Source organism: Saccharolobus solfataricus (assembly GCF_900079115.1).
In the GTDB taxonomy this organism is placed as follows: Archaea; Thermoproteota; Thermoprotei_A; order Sulfolobales; family Sulfolobaceae; genus Saccharolobus; species Saccharolobus solfataricus.
In genome coordinates this window covers 836,505-854,963 of the sequence record NZ_LT549890.1, presented here as the reverse complement: position 1 = coordinate 854,963, position 18,459 = coordinate 836,505, and the positions used below count along the sequence as shown (strand labels likewise).

Annotated in this window: 16 protein-coding genes; 2 read left to right on the top strand and 14 right to left on the bottom strand. The window is 34.4% G+C overall.

Annotated elements, in window-relative coordinates:
* Positions 1-2 precede the first annotated feature (2 nt).
* The 13 genes from SSOP1_RS05005 to SSOP1_RS04945 all read right to left on the bottom strand — a co-directional run bounded on the left by SSOP1_RS05005 (position 3) and on the right by SSOP1_RS04945 (position 11,658).
* Entirely contained in the window at positions 3-278 is a 276-nt protein-coding gene (locus tag SSOP1_RS05005; RefSeq protein WP_009992428.1) for a hypothetical protein, read from the bottom strand.
* 5 nt (positions 279-283) lie between these two features.
* Complete coding sequence (gene pyrH / locus SSOP1_RS05000) at positions 284-964, bottom strand: UMP kinase (RefSeq protein ID WP_009992427.1); 681 nt, start codon at positions 962-964, stop codon at positions 284-286.
* Positions 965-996: 32 nt separating this feature from the next.
* Positions 997-1,179 (bottom strand): chromatin protein Cren7, encoded by a 183-nt coding sequence (gene cren7 / locus SSOP1_RS04995; RefSeq protein ID WP_009992425.1) that lies wholly within the window; start codon positions 1,177-1,179, stop codon positions 997-999.
* A 111-nt stretch (positions 1,180-1,290) separates the two neighbouring features.
* Complete coding sequence (locus tag SSOP1_RS04990) at positions 1,291-2,088, bottom strand: SDR family oxidoreductase (protein ID WP_009992424.1); 798 nt, start codon at positions 2,086-2,088, stop codon at positions 1,291-1,293.
* A 24-nt stretch (positions 2,089-2,112) separates the two neighbouring features.
* Complete coding sequence (locus tag SSOP1_RS04985) at positions 2,113-2,982, bottom strand: NAD(P)-dependent oxidoreductase (RefSeq protein ID WP_009992423.1); 870 nt, start codon at positions 2,980-2,982, stop codon at positions 2,113-2,115.
* 23 nt (positions 2,983-3,005) lie between these two features.
* Entirely contained in the window at positions 3,006-4,118 is a 1,113-nt protein-coding gene (locus SSOP1_RS04980) for a pseudouridylate synthase (RefSeq protein ID WP_009992422.1), read from the bottom strand.
* Complete coding sequence (locus SSOP1_RS04975) at positions 4,087-5,430, bottom strand: signal recognition particle protein Srp54 (RefSeq protein ID WP_010923154.1); 1,344 nt, start codon at positions 5,428-5,430, stop codon at positions 4,087-4,089. Before SSOP1_RS04975 ends, SSOP1_RS04980 begins: the two co-directional genes overlap by 32 nt.
* Positions 5,431-5,432: 2 nt before the next feature.
* A complete protein-coding gene (locus SSOP1_RS04970; RefSeq protein WP_009992418.1) occupies positions 5,433-5,828 on the bottom strand; it encodes a translation initiation factor IF-5A in 396 nt (131 codons plus the stop codon).
* Between the two features lie 345 nt (positions 5,829-6,173).
* A complete protein-coding gene (locus SSOP1_RS04965) occupies positions 6,174-7,343 on the bottom strand; it encodes a DNA topoisomerase IV subunit A (protein WP_009992416.1) in 1,170 nt (389 codons plus the stop codon).
* Positions 7,340-8,932 (bottom strand): DNA topoisomerase VI subunit B, encoded by a 1,593-nt coding sequence (locus SSOP1_RS04960; RefSeq protein WP_009992415.1) that lies wholly within the window; start codon positions 8,930-8,932, stop codon positions 7,340-7,342. Before SSOP1_RS04960 ends, SSOP1_RS04965 begins: the two co-directional genes overlap by 4 nt.
* Before the next feature lie 28 nt (positions 8,933-8,960).
* Positions 8,961-9,899: a deoxyhypusine synthase gene (locus SSOP1_RS04955; RefSeq protein ID WP_009992414.1), complete on the bottom strand. Its 939-nt coding sequence runs from the start codon at positions 9,897-9,899 to the stop codon at positions 8,961-8,963.
* A complete protein-coding gene (locus SSOP1_RS04950; RefSeq protein WP_009992413.1) occupies positions 9,896-11,344 on the bottom strand; it encodes an RtcB family protein in 1,449 nt (482 codons plus the stop codon). Before SSOP1_RS04950 ends, SSOP1_RS04955 begins: the two co-directional genes overlap by 4 nt.
* 74 nt (positions 11,345-11,418) lie before the next feature.
* On the bottom strand, positions 11,419-11,658 hold the full coding sequence (locus SSOP1_RS04945; RefSeq protein WP_009992412.1) for a hypothetical protein: 240 nt from the start codon (positions 11,656-11,658) through the stop codon (positions 11,419-11,421).
* Positions 11,659-11,732: 74 nt separating this feature from the next.
* Here SSOP1_RS04945 and SSOP1_RS04940 point away from each other — a divergent pair, with 74 nt between their 5' ends.
* Together SSOP1_RS04940 and alba2 are read left to right on the top strand one after the other, a co-directional pair.
* Positions 11,733-14,534, top strand: coding sequence for a DEAD/DEAH box helicase (locus SSOP1_RS04940; protein ID WP_009992411.1), 2,802 nt, complete (start codon positions 11,733-11,735; stop codon positions 14,532-14,534).
* A gap of 111 nt (positions 14,535-14,645) precedes the next feature.
* The gene (gene alba2, locus SSOP1_RS04935) at positions 14,646-14,915 is read left to right on the top strand and encodes a chromatin protein Alba2 (protein ID WP_009992410.1); all 270 of its coding nucleotides are present in this window, start codon (positions 14,646-14,648) and stop codon (positions 14,913-14,915) included.
* On the opposite strand, the gene rgy is transcribed toward alba2, so the two are convergent.
* Positions 14,880-18,380, bottom strand: a complete 3,501-nt coding sequence (gene rgy / locus SSOP1_RS04930) for a reverse gyrase (protein WP_009992408.1) — start codon at positions 18,378-18,380, stop codon at positions 14,880-14,882. The genes alba2 and rgy overlap by 36 nt on opposite strands.
* Between the last annotated feature and the right edge of the window lie 79 nt (positions 18,381-18,459).

Genomic DNA, 18,459 nt, shown 5'->3' with positions numbered 1-18,459 from the left:
AACTATTTTATAGTAGTTAGTATCAACTGATTCACATTCTCTATGCCTATTTTTTTGTAATACCTTTGTAGTATCTCTGCAATCATATCATAGAATTCTTTATTTTTCCTTATCTCATCTAAATGGCTTGAATATACATATATTATAGATGTCTTGATATTATCACTTCCCCTTAGATCAAGTTCTATCTCATCCAGTATCTGCATAACTAAATTGAAATTTACTTTACCTTTAAATTGTCTTAATTTTACAAATTCTGGATCTTCTAATATTGACATAGCCATCACACTGGCTCTATTATTGATGAAACCTCCTCTCCTTTTAATATGTCAATTATCCTATTAAGTTTTCTATAATTCATTACTATAACCCTTATCTTTGAACGTTCAACTATCTTTATTGCTAGAGGATCTAATAATTCATATGTACCAGCTTGGACAGATTGGGAACCCTCTAAAATTTTCCGTAAGTCTTGAGTGGTTAAATGAGGTATGAGTTTTACATCTGCATATATCCGTGGATCTTTCTCGTAGACACCATCCACATTAGTCGCAACAACTAAGGTTTTTGAAGAGGATGCCTCAGCAACTAACGCAGCTACAGCAGCAGTTGATTGGCCAGGCTGAAATCCACCAGTAACTACTACCTTTCCATGAGACCAATCTTGTATAAATTCTTCTAAACTTTGAGGAACGTGCATATATGCTAAATCTTGCAAAGAAAACATCACTAAATAGGCGTTAAGTCTTGACGCCCATATACCTAAAAGATCTAAATAGGCTTCACCTATTCCGATTTCTCTTGCTAGCTTTATATACCTTCTAGCAGTAGAACCTCCACCTGTTACAATACCTACTCTGAAACCGTTATCAGCGAGCTCTTTGATACTCTGTCTTAACACTATTAAATTATCTACATTATCTTCATCAAAAAACTTACCACTTATCTTTAAAATAATGTTCATCACTTTACAAAAAAGAGGAAATAATTTTAAAGTTATATTGGATAATCATCTGGTAGCTTATGTCTGAAGTATTTCCCAGTTTCTGGATCTTTAAATAAACCTATCTTTACACCTTTTCTACCCTTTGGTGCTAATGCCCATACTTTTTCTGGAACCAATTCAGCCTCTTTACCAGCTGGTGTTTTTACTTTTACTGGTTTTTTACCCGAACTCATATTTTCTCTATAATACTACTATAGGACTAATTTTATAAACCTTTCCATGAGTTAGATGAAGTATAATACCTTAAGTCCTTCAAGGGTAATATTAAAGGTTTATTTTAGCCCTTAAATCGCTCTTGACATTCCACCATCTATTAGAATTGATGTCCCATTAATATATCCTGCGTAGTCTGATGATAAAAATACCAAAAGAGAACCTAACTCATTCTTTATGTCCCCAGTCCTTCCAATAGGAATTTGAGAAATTACCTCCCTCTTCCAAATAACATCTAATGGTTGACCAACTTTTTCTGCATATTTTTTTAAGGATCTCTTAGCTCCTTCAGTTTCAAAACTACCCATTAAGATTACGTTAACGTTTACGTTGTATTCCCCCAATTCTTTGCTAAGTAGTTTTGCCATCTGAATTAATGGTGCTCTTGTAATATCTGCTAACGAGAATATTCGTTGAGGCTCTTTGATTGTCCATGAGGATAAGAAGAATATTCTACCCCATCTTTGAGCCTTCATGTATTGATATACTAGATTTGTAAGTTTTATTGCACTTAATAGATACAGTTTAGTAGCATATTCCCAATCCTCCATAGTGTTCTCAAAAAAATAGGAAGGCTCTTTAGGAGGATTTCCAGAGTTTACAACCAAAATGTCGATTCCGTTCATGATCTTTAAAGCGTAGCCAACTAACTCCTCTAGAGACTTAAAATCAGTTAGATCTGCTGGAAAGCCCCATACTGATGGTCCTATTTTTCTCATTTCTAAAATAGCTTTTTCTATTTTATCTTTATTCCTAGAAGATATTACAACGTTGCATCCTTCTCTTAAAAAAGCCTCTGCAATCCCCCTACCAATGCCTTCTGTGGATGCTGTAACGAGGACTCTTTTACCAGAAATATTGATGTTCATAATTTAGGTATAAAAAGGAGATTTTTAGGTTTTAGGTGAGAGTTTCTTGAAGACTTCTACAACTGAGATGAAATCGGCCTCAGAATATCCTAATGCTTCTGCCATTTTATACAGTTCTAATACTAATGATGAAACCGGTGTAATTATCTTTAAATTCTGAGCTTCCCTCATAATAATTTCTAAATCTTTCCTCATGTGTTTTGTTGCAAACTGAGTTGAATAGTCCTCTTTCAATAATTTAGGTGCTTTTAATTCAGTAGTTGGAGACCTAGCACTACTTAATGTAGTTAATATATTAACAACTTGTTGAGGCTCTAATCCAGCTCTTATTCCGAAATTATAGGCTTCAGCTATAGCTGCGACATAAGAGGCTAAAAGCAAGTTATTTACTAGCTTGGAATAAAGTCCCATACCATTAGGGCCCATATATACTACTAACGATGCTGTTTCCTTAGCTATATCATTAACTATGTCAAACTTATCCTTAGGTCCGCCTACTAATACAACCAATTTCTTTTGCTCAACAAATACTGAAGTTCCTATTACAGGAGCATCAAACATTGTACCGCCATTGCTTTCTATCCTCTTGGCTAAGCTAATACTTAATGTCGGACTTATAGTGCTCATATCAATTAAAATTTTGCCTTTCATCAATGGTATTAATGGTTCAACCACAGACTTCACTGCGTAGTCATCAGCCAACATAGTTATTATGACATCTGATGATTCTACAAGATCTTTAGTATTTTGTACACCGTTAACCTTATATTCCTTAACGAAACTTTCAATTTTTTCCTGAGTCCTATCATACACTAAATTAAGTTTATTAGCCTTAGCTAGATTGGCTGCTATTCTATATCCCATTATACCTAGGCCTATAAGACCTATCTTCATAAACTAGCATATATTCTTCCAAACTAAAAAGATTTTAGATAATTTTCAATTATATCTTTGATTCTCCCCTTAACGTCAATTAGATCAACAGATAGTACTATAATTTCGTATTGAGACTTTAATTTACTTAATTTCTCATTAAGCTCACTAAATGATTTAGCGTCTATGTAGAGATCATATATATTTCCGTATACCCTTATAGCGTCACTAAGACTACTTGTAGAATAAACTGTAACTCTATATTTCCTCATAGTTGGTTTAGCAGCCGATATCGCTTGTAACTCCTTTTTTCCTACAGTCATCACTTTGAAAATGTAATATCCTCCTACATCTATCTTATCCCTTCCCTCATTTTCTATAACAATAGGGTAATCTGCGAGGATCCTTACTGTTGTGGGTTCAGAAAACGCGAAAACGATCTTTCTCTGGAGTAAAGTATTCAGTCCTTCATTTCCTTGTTTAGAGAACCAAGAGGATATAGGTAGGTTTCTATTTAGACGATTATAAACGTAAAAGGTTCTTATATTTTTAGATATAATAAACACTTGCAGATCAGAAAGCCTATAAACTATCTCTACTTCAGGGTTGTCCATATTTGGGGGATATCCTCTTTTCGACAATGTTTTACCTACTTCCCTTTTTATTTCGTGTTTTATACTCTCGTAGTACATTAGAGTAAATTCTTCAATAATTTTACTCTCCTTCTTCTTAGTTTCCTCATCTAGTTCAACACCAAGTACATAACTTTTAACACCTAATCCAGATAACAACTTGAACGCCTTATCGGAGAAATCTTCCTTTATATCTTCAATTTTATTTTGGCATAAATAGCAAGGGTGGCTATGAAATTCTGAAGAGAAATAGAGTTTATACCACTTTTCAGCTATCGGTCCGAGATTCTCCATTATTCTTTTAATTGAGCTAAGGTCACCTATTTCATGATTTTTTATCTTTTCATCCAGGATTAACATTAACGAAATCTTGATAGCCCTACCCCTTTCTTTATTCTCTAATCCATATCCTAATCTTGCAAAACATCTTCCTAGACAGCTATCACACAAGGGATATTTTGATAATATTTGTGTCGCTTTCTCAATTATTTTATTATCCGATTTTCCCTCCGAAGAGTTTATCAATATTGCCCCTCCTTCTTTTTACCATTTTCAAAAGCCTATTCATGTTATTATACCACTCTAAAAGTTCTCTTACTTCTTCAACCTCTAACCCTGATCCTTCAGCTATTCTTCTCATTCTCGACTTATCAATTATATTAGGATTTTCCAGTTCCTTATATGTCATAGAATTTAAGGCTGCTAACCATCTCCTAATTTTTTCCTCTCCTATTTTCAATTGATCTTCACTAGGAGTAGGAAGCATAATTCCTAAACCAGGAATATGTTGCAGTACTTTAGAAAGGGGACCCATTTTCCTCAAGGCTATGATTTGCGCATAAACGTCTCTAAGTGTTAGCTTCCCTTTACCTTCCATAACGTCTTCCATTTTCTTTTGAATTTTGTCATACTCTTCTAATCCCTTAACTTTCTCCAAGATTGATTCTATATCTCCCATTCCTAATATTCTAGAAACAAATCTCTTAGCATTAAATGTTTCTAGTTCGTCTATTTTTTCTCCAGTACCTATAAACTTTATCGTAGCTCCAGTAGCAACTACTGCTGATAATGCCCCACCTCCCTTTGCTGTACCATCCATCTTTGTTATTATTACAGAGCCAATTGGACTTGCTTGATGGAATCTAGATGCTAAATCATAAGCTTTTTGTCCAATGGACGCATCTATGACCAAGATTACATCATCAGGCTTTAATACATCATACATTTCTTTCATTTCCTCTAGAAGCTTAGTCTCCTCTCCATATCCATGCCTTCCTGCAGTATCAACTATGATTATATCCATTTTGTTCTTTACAAATATATCAACTCCTTTTTTAGCTATCTCAATAGGGTTCTGATTATTTGGTTCTCCATATACTTGTACACCAATTTGATTACCTAGCTGTAACAATTGATCGTAAGCTGCAGGCCTATAAACGTCGGCTGCAACTAAACCTACCTTATAACCTCTTTTTTTGTAGAAATACGCTAATTTTCCGGCAGTGGTCGTTTTACCGCTTCCCTGAACACCAACTAGCATTATTATAAAAGGTAGCTTGGTGGGATTAACATTAGGCTCCTTATCTCCACCAAATAATTTAGAAAGCTCATCATAAACTATAGAAATGAACCATTCTTTCCTTTCTAGCACAGATGGGGGTTTTTCCTTATTTAGCCTTTCTTTAATCTTTGCTGTTAAGGAAAAAACCAGCTTTACATTCACATCGGATGAAATAAGAGACTTCTGAAGATCTTTTATAAACTCATCTACTGCTTTCTCGTAGGGTGTAGATCCTGTAAGAAACTTCCTTACTGCATCTCTTATATTTTCTAACATTATTACTTAACCCTAACTATTTTTCTCCTTCCCATTATTTCCCAGTACTCTAATTCCGCATTAGGTTTTATCTTGGAGGCTAGCTCATCTTCTGTTGGTTTCTCGATCTCGAAGGTCTCATAACTTTCTAAATCCATTACTTGTATTTTATTACCCATATCTGCAATTATTTGACCGATATGCTTTTCTATAATAGGAACTTCAACTTGCTGATCTACTGGAGCCATTAGTGTCTTTTTTGCTCCACTAAAAACCCCAATAGCTACCACGTTAGCTTTTGCACTTCCATGCTTACCTGTTTTAGCCTTAGTTACTTCTACAACCCTACAAGGCTCTCCATCTATTACTACATAACTACCTACCTTGAGCTCACCGACGGTCGTGTACGTTATGCTCATCTTTAACCCTCTATGATATAAAATGTGTTAAACTTTAAACTCTTACTCTTATTAAAAACGCTCCGAGCTTTGGCCCCTCATCACTCTTCAGACCTAGCTAGGTCTTCACAGCAATTTTATTTTATATAAAACTAGATATTAAAGTATGCCATGGAAAATAAGGTGTACAAACTGTAATACTGAAAAAGTATTAAATATCAGCTTTGATATAAGTTCACAAAGAACCATATATATCTATTGTAATGTGTGTAAGAAGAATACTTTTAATGAGATTCTTGGTTATTATGAATAGGAGTGATGAAACCCATAAAATTGACTACACATGAAATAACCTGTCTCGGCTGATTAGGCAATGTAATCCTTATTAGTTATCTTCTCTGGAATGTACTGGAAAGCGAGAAACTTAAGACCCTTGCTTGCCATAGCTTCTATTTCCAATTTAGCTTTCCTATGTAGGAAAGTGTTTATCTCTTCTTCCCATGCTTTAGTCTTAAACCACTCATAGTTTTTAATTTCCTCAGCTCTCTTTATATCTGCCTCTTTGGCCTTAATTATATAATTCTTTCTCTCGGCTTCACTTAAATAGGGTTTCTTTCTGGAATTACCGAAGATATCACTCATTGATACGCCCAAAAATTTGGCGTCTGGAGTAGCTAGCCTCTCACTCTCGTAAGATAAAGATATTGAGCCTATTCTGAATACGCTGAATATATACCATCCATAGGGATCAGCATCAGTTAAGATATAAACTGGCAATTTTAGCTCCTCATTAAGTCTTCTGACAAATCTCCTAGTTGCCCTATCTGGTTGACCCGCACTAGTTATTAAAATGGACTTATACTGTTTCCAAAAACCAGCTCTATGCAACTGTTGGAATACTGCATCTTTCTCCACTACTAGTACAAATTCTGCATCAACATCAATGAAATCTATCAAATCGGGAGTAGGTTCAATCGCGTAGGCTCCATGACCAGTTTTACTCAGATCTATTGTATCATTTCCGCTCCTTATCCTTAAATTACCTACTACTTTACCCTTTTCCTTACTGAGAATCAGCATTTCTTCTCTAAGGAGAGACGTAAATACTTCGATATCAACTATAACACTATCTGACTCCTTTTGTTCATCCCATGTATTCTCTTCAGACACTATCTTATTGCCATCAATTGACTTTAACAAAAGTGAGTGCTTTCCTCTGTAGTAAAGATCACGTATAGTTGGGTACTCATCGCTAACTAGCGCGTCATAAATTATTGATGCCATCAATACGGTCTGCATAAATCGTTTTGCTTCGTTCATATCTAGAAAATTCCTTTTAAGTTTCTTTTCTCCCAAGAGTAGTAGCTTTCTCTTTTCATCATAGATCGCATTAGATAAAGTTCTCATTGGGATTTCCATTACTAATGGTTCGCCTTTCTTAAGTTGTTCAACTAAATTAAGGAACTTATCGCGCAATATACTAGCAGCTTTCCTTCTCGCTTCTTTATCAACCTTTGATATAAATTCAGAACTCATTCACTATCCACCTTATATACCTTTCTATACTCTTCAATATTAATCAAATCTAATTTCTTAGAAATAAGTTTAAATAAACCTTCCACAATCTCACCTTGATATTTTGGCACTAACTCTTTATTACCCGATGCTAAAAAGATTGCCAAAGACCTACTGACTTCTGGTACATATTTTAAATATGCGAGTAATTTCTTCTTAGCCTCTTGCTCCTTTCTCTTCTCACTTAAATACAATTTCAGTTTTCTTGCAACCTCCATCAGCGCGTTCTTTATTTCCTTCTCTATATCTTCTACTTCAGCGATGCTTTCCTTACCAGCACTCTTATAAGGTATCTTAGTACTGCACAGATGAACCATCACTACCATTTGATACTGATCTGACTCAATACCATACCTTTTCCAATCTAACTCTTCAACAACCTTCCATATGACATCCGATTTCTCGTCATAAATTAACGGAATCTTATTAGCGTATCTTAAAACTATGGGCTCTTCCCCAACGGGTATGCTACCACCGAATGCGATACCGGCTTCCACTATAAATGGGTGTCCTTGATAAGCCTTAGGTTTCCTGGTTATGGATGCTGTAAAATCCGGATTAAAGATCTTTTTTAAACCTAATTCAATCAAATCTTCCCCTATTACAGAAAGTGAGTCTGCTGAAGGAGATCTAAAATCCTCATATTTCTTAAAAGTCTCAACTAGCCTAGTGATTTCCTCTTCTGTTAAATTCTTAACCTTCTTATTGGGCCTTAATCCAACTAATTCTAAAATCTTATCTGCAGTAGTATCTCCTATACTTTGGAATTCACTCATTAAAAATTCCTTTATAGTATAATCTCTCTTTAGATTATTTATCATTATTTTGATTTCTTCTCTATCTACTCCATAAGGATGAGGCTTAACCTCTTGTGGTGGCTTAGGAATCTTATTTGTTAGTCTCGGATAATATGTTACATTTCCTTCAGGGTCCTTAAAGATAAATTCTGCATATGGGGTAATAATGTAAGTCCTTTTGATATATTCATAAATTCTTGATTTAGCTTTGGGCCAGTCCCCCGGTATAGATATTGCTACTGACGTCCCATGAAAACCTGTATTGTTTTCAACAGATCCCCTTTCTACAATTATTGGCTCGTTCTTATTTATATCAATTTTCAATTTAAAAGTATATAATCTTTTAGAATTTACTGGTGAAGTCTCTATTTCTATAGGCTTATCTTGATGCATTTGACTATAGAGAACAGCAGCTTTTACACCCAGACCATACATACCCCTAGTTTGCCTATTCACGTATTTTGAACTGTATAATACTCTACCAAACGCATTGGGAACCTCTTGTGGGGGGATGCCTATTCCATTATCAACTACATTAACTTTATATATTTGCCTAGATTCATCAATTAAGTCAATCGTAATCTTAATATTAGGCAGTATCCCATGAACATCAGTTGCGTCCAACGAGTTTTCTATTAATTCTCTAACAGTTTGATAAAGAGCCCTAGCTGGATTAGGGAATCCGGCAAGCTCCGGATTCCTTTTAAAGAATTCTGCTGGGGATAAGCTTGCAAACTTTTCTTTAGCAGACATGAATGTTACACCCTATATATTACAATATTTAGCTTAATAAAGACGCGGCCAAAATAGGAACTATTATTGTCGCATCTCCATAGATGGTTACATGTTTAGCATCTGGTCTAATCTTGTTCCATGAGATTGCTTCCCTAGGCTTTGCTCCACTTAAACTACCGTCATATTCTTGGGCAGTAGTAATATATATAGCGTAATTTAAACCGTCTTTGAATTGATTCCACCATATTGTATGGTGTTTACTTATACCCCCTCCTATTATTAATGCACCACTCTTTTTAGAAGAAAAGATCAAGTCTTTAATTAGTCGCATATCCTCAAATAGATTAATCCTAAAGTTCAAAAACTGAGATTGTATAAAAAGATTTGTCCCAAAACTGCCATCTAATATTCCAGGTACTATTATTGGAACATTTTTGTCATAAGCTGCTCTGAGAATCGAATTAGAATCAGTTATTCTCTTTCCAAATTCCCATAACAATTCATATGCTGATATTTCCTTTCTGTCCTTAGTTATTTCTGGCAAAAATTTCCTTACAACATCTTCTATTACTTTACCGTAGGATTCAAAGGGAACTAAAACATTTCCTAATCTGTGAATCTCCAAATCTTTTAACATTGTATCATCAATATCGAAAGAACCTTTGTAATAGACCCCACCAAAGCTTCTAGCCAAATCATGGTCTATTGTGCCCCCAGTGGTTACTACTATGTTAAAATATCCCTTTTTGATAAGATCTGCAAACAAACCCCTTAATCCCGTAGAAACTAAATTTGCAGTGAACGATAGAAACCTTAAATCTGCGTTTTTTATCATTTCTTTTAGTATTTTAGAACCATTCACTATACCCTCACTGCTAAAACCGTATATCTTATCGAATACACTAACTATATCGTTATACTTCTTTAGGTCACTCAATGTTATATCTTCAACTGGGTTTTTTAACAAGTCCTCTCTATTTATCATCCTTTGGTAACCCCTATGGGTCTTAATCGCATAACTAATTTAGCAATTTTAACTTCATGAGCAACTTTAGCTACCCTATCAACATCTTTGTAGGCTCCCGGTGCTTCTTCAGCTACTACCCTTCTAGTAGCAGCCCTTACTACTATACCCTTTTCAGCTAAAGTTTCAACTACTACGTTAGCAGGGTAATTTCTCACTGCAGCTTCCCTAGACATCCACCTACCAGCACCATGAGGCGCAGTAAACCATGTCCTTCTACCTTCTGGTATTCCAGCCATAACATAACTAGCAGTGCCCATACTACCTGGGATTAAAACAATCTGGCCAATATTTCTATGATCAGCGGGAATCTCCGGACTACCAGGCGGGAAAGCCCTAGTAGCACCTTTCCTATGTACTAATACCTTCTTCCTTTCTCCACCAATTACATACTCCTCAATTTTAGCTATATTATGAGCTACATCATAAACTATGCTAAGATCTAATTTTTCTGGGTCGACACCAAATACTCTACCGAAACTCTCTCTCGTCCAATGCGTAATCAATTGTCTATTCGTCCACGCAAAATTAGCTCCAGATGCCATTGCATGAAAGTAATCCTGACCCTCTCTACTCTCAAAGGGAACTGCAGCTAGTTCTCTATCTGGCAATTGAATGTTATACTTCTTCATTGCTCTTTCCATTATCTGTAAATAATCACTAGCTACTTGATGACCTAAACCTCTTGAACCCGTATGAACCATAACCATTACTTGACCTTCGTGATCTACCCCTATTGCTTTAGCAATTTGGGGATCAAATATCTTATCAACAACTTGAATTTCCAAGAAATGATTACCAGCTCCTAAAGTTCCTAACTGAGAGGCACCTCTTTGTTTTGCTATCGGACTTACTTTTGAAGGATCGGCTAGCTCCCAGCTACCACGTTGTTCCATGTGATTCATGTCTTCTTTCCATCCAAAGCCCTTATCAACCGCCCACGCAACTCCTTCCGCTAATACTTGATCTAATTGCTGATATGTCAATTTTACTTTACCCTCACTTCCTACACCGCTCGGCACGTTTCTATGCAGCTCCTCAACCAACTGAGCTAATTTTGGCTTTACATCTTTATAGTCTAAATTAGTTCTGAGTAATCTGACACCACAATTTATGTCATATCCTATACCTCCAGGACTTACCACTCCTCCTTCCTCGATCGCAGTAGCTGCTATACCGCCTATAGGAAAACCGTAACCTTGATGACCATCTGGTAAAACGTAAATTGACTCTTGGACACCGGGTAAACAAGCTACGTTAGTTGCTTGTCTTAATGTCATATCTTGTTTCATTTTTTCAATTAGAACGTCATCTGCAAATATTGTAACGGGAACTTTCATACACTCTTGAGCGCCTTTATCAATACGCCACTCGTATGTGCTAACTCTAGTAATGTTAATCTGCATTTTTCAATCAAATACAGATATTACTTAGCCTAAATAAAACTATACCTATTGGCGGAGTATTTATTTCAAAAACTTTAAATTTTCTTTTCAGCTTTTTCACTTAAATGTTCTAATATCTCATCGTATTTCTTCTTTACCTTCTTTAATGAAGAATTAATGCAGTCCGTATCGGCTTCCATAATTATCTCTTTAAGGAACTTATACGCACAACTTTTACTGTGAAAGTATAGTTTATTACTACTAATTTCAATTATTATTCCTTGACCCTCTGGAAAAGATCTACCACATACATTACAAGTATATTTCTGAGACATAGATTGAACGTTGATTTTATATTTTTAAAAATAACGGTAAATGGTGCTATTCAGTAAATTTGGCGTGATAATTAATGCTAGATCATCTTGACCAGCGATTAAGAAAGCTGATAGAGGAAAAAAATTGGATGAAGTTAACTAGAGTACAAGAAATGTCGTTTGAACCAATAAGTAATGGTTACAATACGCTAGTCATTGCACCTACTGGTTATGGAAAGACTGAAGCTGCGTTGCTTCCGATCTTAAATAGAATGTTGAAAGAAGACGTTAAACCTGTCACTGTAATTTATATTACGCCCTTGAAAGCACTAATTAATGACCTTCTTTATAGGATAGACTGGTGGGCCTCCAGACTAGGTTTTTTAGTAAATAGAAAACACGGAGAAGTTCCTCAAAAGGAAAAGAACTTAAGATTAAAGAGAATACCCCATATAATTGTCACTACGCCAGAGGGATTAGAAATAGATCTAGACTGGGCAAGTAGATTTAGGGAACATTATAAAAATGTCAAATGGGTCGTAGTTGACGAGATTCACGAATTAATAAACTCGAAGCGAGGAACTCAGTTATCAATATTACTTGAAAGATTAAAATACTTTATTGGTTACGATTTTCAACGAATTGGATTATCAGCTACAGTGAGTGATGAGGACAAAGTAGCTCAATTCCTCTTCGGATCTTCCGAAAGAAAGATGAAAATAATAAGATTAAATGATACGAGGAATTTTGAAATAAAAATAAATAAACTTGGTAATGATAATAGTTTTGCTTTATGGAAGAGTGCAGCAGAAAAAATAAATCAACTAATAGAAAAACCAACACTAGTCTTTACAAATTCTAGGTTTTCCACAGAAAGACTTCATGAAGAGTTAGAAAAATTAGGGAATAAAGAAATCTACGTGCATCATTCGTCAGTTTCTAGAGATCTTAAGAACTTAGCTGAAGGAGAATTAAGAAATGGTAATGCGAAGGCAGTAGTATGCACTAAGACACTAGAACTAGGAATTCACGTAGGAGATATAAAGAAAGTAATAATGCTAAGACCGCCAACTTCAGTATCCTCATTTTTACAGAGATTAGGTAGAAGTGGACATATAGTTCATGGAGTTCCTAAGGGAGAAATAATCTGCTTCTATGATTTCGACGTATTAGAGTCTTTAGCGCTGTATCTCTCAGCGAAAGATGGTAAAATGGAAAAACCTTTCATAGATGATGGATTAGATGTTGTTGCTAGAGAAATAGTAGGCATGATACTGCAAAATCAGAAGATGAGTATAGAAGAGATTTTTAATATAATTCGGGGTACCTATATTTATAGGAATCTAGAATTATCAAAACTATTAGATTTAGTTAATTACTTGGTCAAGAATAATATAATAAAAATAGAGGAAAACTACTTGAAACTAGGTCAAGGGTTCTTTAAGATATGGAGATTTAATAGAGATGCTAAAAACAGCTGGGGAAAGGACTTCTCAGAATTCTTCTCATTGATCAACAACGACGAAACCTTTTCCTTAAAACATAATGGTATAACCGTAGGTGAGATAGATGCAGTTTACGTATATAAGCATGTGAGAGCAAATGATATAATAAGAATAAGCGGAAAGTTCTGGAAAGTATTACGTATAAATATGCATAAAAATACGATAGATGTTACTCCAGCAAATGAAGGTGAAGGTGAGATACCTATATGGAAAGGAGAAAATATGTCCAAATCTCCACTAATAGTGAATTATATTAGAAAGATTATGGAAAATTTCAATGAATATTATCTTACAATGAATGAGATTATGGACAAAAACTCAAAGGAAAGCATAATCAAGATATTCGAGAACTATAGAAAGTTAGGACTGAAAATACCCTCTAGAGATGTTATACTGGTAGAAAACAAGGAAGATGAATGGCTTTACACTGTAGTTATTGATGAGAGGATTTCAAATACTTTATCTCATATATTACTTTATTTAGTTACTAAAAAGTATACGTTAAACGCTTCTAGTAGAAGTTCAATATATGGTTTTTCGATAAAGGGCACTCCAGTAGATTTATTCAAAGACATTATCAATATGAATGATAGAAAAATCATAAAAATTATATTAAGATCTATATTAAGATCACCTCTATACATAGCGACACTTAAGGAGATCCAACCAAGTTTTGGTAAAATATCAAAAATTAACACAAAAGAGGATAAATTCTTGATAAAAGAAGCGCTAAGACAGACCATAAAAAGATACTTTACCATAAAGAAAACTCTAGAATTTATCAGAAGAGTTAGGGAAGGTAAAATAAAAATAGTGTATACTGAGAACGCAGGGTCGTTGAGAGAAGCGATATTCGCTCATGCACAGATAAGGCCTTGGCTCTCTGATCTAAATTTAACAATATATCAAGCGCTAAAAGGTGGTGCGTATACAGTTAATGAGCTATCGGAGATTTTAGGAATCTCAGCTAAAAGTCTTGAAAATAAGTTAAAACAGCTTAGAAGAAATAATAATAAATATAAAGTAACATCATTTATAGATGTTGATAGTAGGGAAACTAGATGGTGCTTGTACGAAGATTTTATTGACATTGTTAAATCTGAAGAATACTATTCCTCCTTCTCGCCATTAAATAATAATGAGATCTTTGCAGTCGACCTTAAGTCAGGAGATAATCAAGTAGAAATCTTGTTGAAACCATACGATTTAATTAATAACCCAGAAGAGATCTTAAGGAAGATTCCATTCAATAATATAGAGGAGGCTAAGGTTAGGGAAGCTATAGATACTTCCTATCAATTTCTACAAAAGTATTATCATGTAGGTAAAGACATTATAGTATACTTATTGCTCAATGCTATTGCTTATCTACAAAGTTTAAAATACTCTTAAAAATAACTTTCTTATTGGTGATGACGCCCTTCAGTTTGATTGATGATAAGGGCCCGTGTTACTGAACATTAGATTTATTTTTGCATATCCACTTATGACTCGTGAGAGAAGATGACAGAAAAATTGAATGAGATAGTAGTTAGAAAAACAAAAAATGTAGAAGATCACGTTTTAGATGTAATTGTTCTGTTTAATCAAGGAATAGACGAAGTAATATTAAAAGGAACAGGTAGGGAAATTTCTAAAGCAGTAGACGTCTACAATTCATTAAAGGACAGATTAGGAGATGGCGTACAATTGGTAAATGTGCAGACTGGAAGTGAAGTTAGAGATAGAAGGCGTATATCATACATTTTGCTCAGACTTAAGAGGGTTTACTAAGGTAGATATCTCGCTGAATATTTCTAATAACACTGTAGAAGCATTCAACTTGCTTAGTGCAATGTCGTCCAATTTTGTCATTAATCTAGATGTGGTACTTTCGGAAACTAGATCGTAGAATTTGGAGCTTAGAAATTGATATACTGAGATACCTCTGTTTGTTGCTATTAGATATGACTTTCTTTTACTGCTAACTATATATCCATGCTTCATTAGATTTTCTATAGTTTTTGCATATGTACTAGGCCTTCCAATTCCCTTAGATTTCATTAATGATATCACATCAGAGTAACTTAGCAATTGTTCACTTGACCCCTTAGTAATATTAACTTTAGGTTGAATCTCACCTACAGGTAAATTATACACCTTAACTGGATATACCTTAATAAATCCGCCTTCAGCATTACTTAACAATTCTACATCGACATTATCGTCCTTGCCTAACTTTATCAAATACCTACTTTTTGTACCAACTGCATGGGACATCTGACTAGCTATAAATCGCTTGAATATTAAGTCGTAAATTAATAAGTGTAATTTACTAAACCTTATCGAATACTTATAAGGATTCTCCTCTATTTCTTGAATTAACTCGTTAACGTCTATAGCTCTAGTTGGTCTTATTGCCTCATGAGCACCTTCCTCCGATGATTCCCATGATCTAGGAACAAACTCTTTAATGAGCGCTTGCTTTTGAAGATACTCCTTTGCTATTTCTATACCTACAGAGGAAATATGAGTACTATCAGTTCTATGATATGTTATTAGGCCAGCCTCAAATAGATCTTGAGCAATCTTCATTACAAGATTAGCTGGTAGTTTATATTTCATGTTAGCCTCAATAAGTAAGGTGTCTGTAGTAAAGGGAGGTAATGGAGATAATAGTATTTTCTCTTCAGAGATTTTTTCAATTCTAGCTACTTGTAAGTTATTTATATACTCTTCCACCTTCCTTTTTTCACTAAAATATTTTTTAATGGAGTATCCCGCGATGTCAATATAAACCACGTGACCCATTGCACTCTTATACTTTATCGTTTTATTCACTATCCAACCTAAAACTGGAGTTTGTACCCTACCCGCACCATGATTATGTCCATTAAACTTCGTTTTTAGTAAGTTACTTAACGTGAAGCCAATCCATCTATCTTCTATCCTTCTAACTATCTGACTCATTACTAGATTTGTATTAATCTTTTTGGGATTCCTCAATGCCTCTAATATTGCCTTCTTAGTAATTTCGTGATATACTACTCTATACACGTTGGAATTATATGGAGACAAGAATGAAGCCAGATCATATGCTATCTTCTCCCCTTCAGTATCTGGGTCAGAAGCTATAAACACTTTATCTACTGATAACGCTAACTCCCTGAGTAAGTTAATGGTAGTTTGAGCTGATTGAAGATTTGCAGAACCACAGTATGGACATTTATCTGAAGCACTAGAAAATATCTTATTACAGTCGAGGCATTTCTTTATTAAGTCGTAATATGGCTTTATAGTTCCATCATCTTCTACTTTTATCCCATAATATCCTATATCTTCTAAGGTTAGATCCACGATATGGCCTTTTGAAGCTACTATATCTAACACGTATATTTGATTACCATCTACTATAATGGTTTCGTATACTGGTACTTTATTTCTTATCCTAACCGAGGGTCTGCTAAACATTTTAGCTATAGTCTTTGCTTTTGTTGGAGACTCTACTATAAGTAAACCAGTTGATATGTTAAAATGGACCCTATTCCCTTCTTCTTTTCTAGAGTCTTCCAGTTTAATTTTTATTTCAGATAAATTTGTATTAGATAATGAAGTAAAGGTAGTGTTAGGAAACAATTTTTGCATTTTCTTCTCCAATATTTCAAAGATGTGTCTATCATCTACTAGAATTATTGAAAATCCAAGAGTCAATCCACCATTGTAAAGTCTGCTTGCCCTCCCAGAGCCTTGCAAATATGTTATCATATCGGGATAGACGATATAATAATTTCCATTTTGCTTGGTAATTACAAAACTATCTGAAATTAAAGTATCCTCGACTTTCTCCTTCAACTTATCTTTAACTAATGACATATAATATAGCAATTCTTGCCTCAATTGTTCTAACTTATGGTAGTTTATACTTTCTCCTTTTATTATGGAAAACTTCAATAATTGAACTTCAGAAGGATTCAGAATTAAAATCTTATTCTGTAACTTTGAAAAATCGATTCCAATTAATTTACCTACTCTGAGTAATGTAAATGGATTAGATAAAGCGTCAAAAAGCTTAGCTCTTATTTTAGGTACTCCATAATATATGACGTATTTTAATCTTTTAGGTTCATCAATTCCTCTAACGGCAACACCATAATAAGACGCAGAACCTACTAGAATATCTACTTTACCTTGAGAGAAATCGTCGAGGAATTTCCTTCCACTTATTGCTAATTTAGCGTTAAAACCTAAGTCCTCAACGTATTTCTTTATTTCATTTAATTTGGACCTACCATATTCTTTCGAAACTAGAATTAACCCACCACTTCCTAATTCCTTGACTATTGAAAGATCTAGATTTTCAGTATAAGCATCAATTATATTCCTAGCATATAACTGAATAGAAGAAGGTTCAAAACCTGTTAATAACCTTAAAGCTTTTTGCTTAATGCCTTTAGGTCGTATTGTAGCACTAGCTATAACTAGCTGTGAAATTTTATCCTTAAATTCTGCTATCTTAAGCTCCAATTCTCTAATTTTTTCTTTAACTTCTTCCGTGTATTCGTTAGAGAAATAGTATTTATTCCTTAGCCTAATTAGTTGAATCGCACTCTCATAAACGTCCTTCGGAATCCCCAATAAGCTAACAAGTCTATCAGTTGTTTTACCGCTCTTTATTACGGCATCTGCATCATCTATTACGACAAAGTTTGGCTTAAGGCTTACTATCGAGTCCGCGTTCTTATTTAGGTAACTTATTGTTATTACGCTTACTTTCTTTTGATCAATTTTACCACAAGATACTTGAGCACCTAATTTCTCTAATCTTTTACATACTTGTTCCATTAAGGACTTTGTGGGAACGATATATACTACATCTTGGCCAATAAAGACAGAATAGGTCATCAATGTGGTTGTCTTCCCCAATCCAGTTGGAGCTGACATAGTGAAACTCTGATTACTCGCAAGCCTTCTTAACCATAGTTTCTGGAGAGACCAAGGTTCATATCCAGTTTTATCTCTAAAATATTTAAAGACAGTTTCAAATGTAGTGATGTTATAATATAAATTCCAATAATTTTTAATTTTATCGTTATTAAGTAAAATATTGTATAACGTTTTTACCTTTGAAATATGGTCTACATCATCTATTCCGTTAATATAAGGTAAACAAGCCTCACATGGCAGACCATTCAGCAATCTGTCACCAGAAATGTCCCCACCACAGTTAGGGCAGGAATTTTTATACATTACATTAATCATAGCTAGAAAAAACTTTATGATGGTAAGATCTTTTAAAAGAGTTATCGAAGTGTTACTCTATTCGGTTAACTTTTTTAGC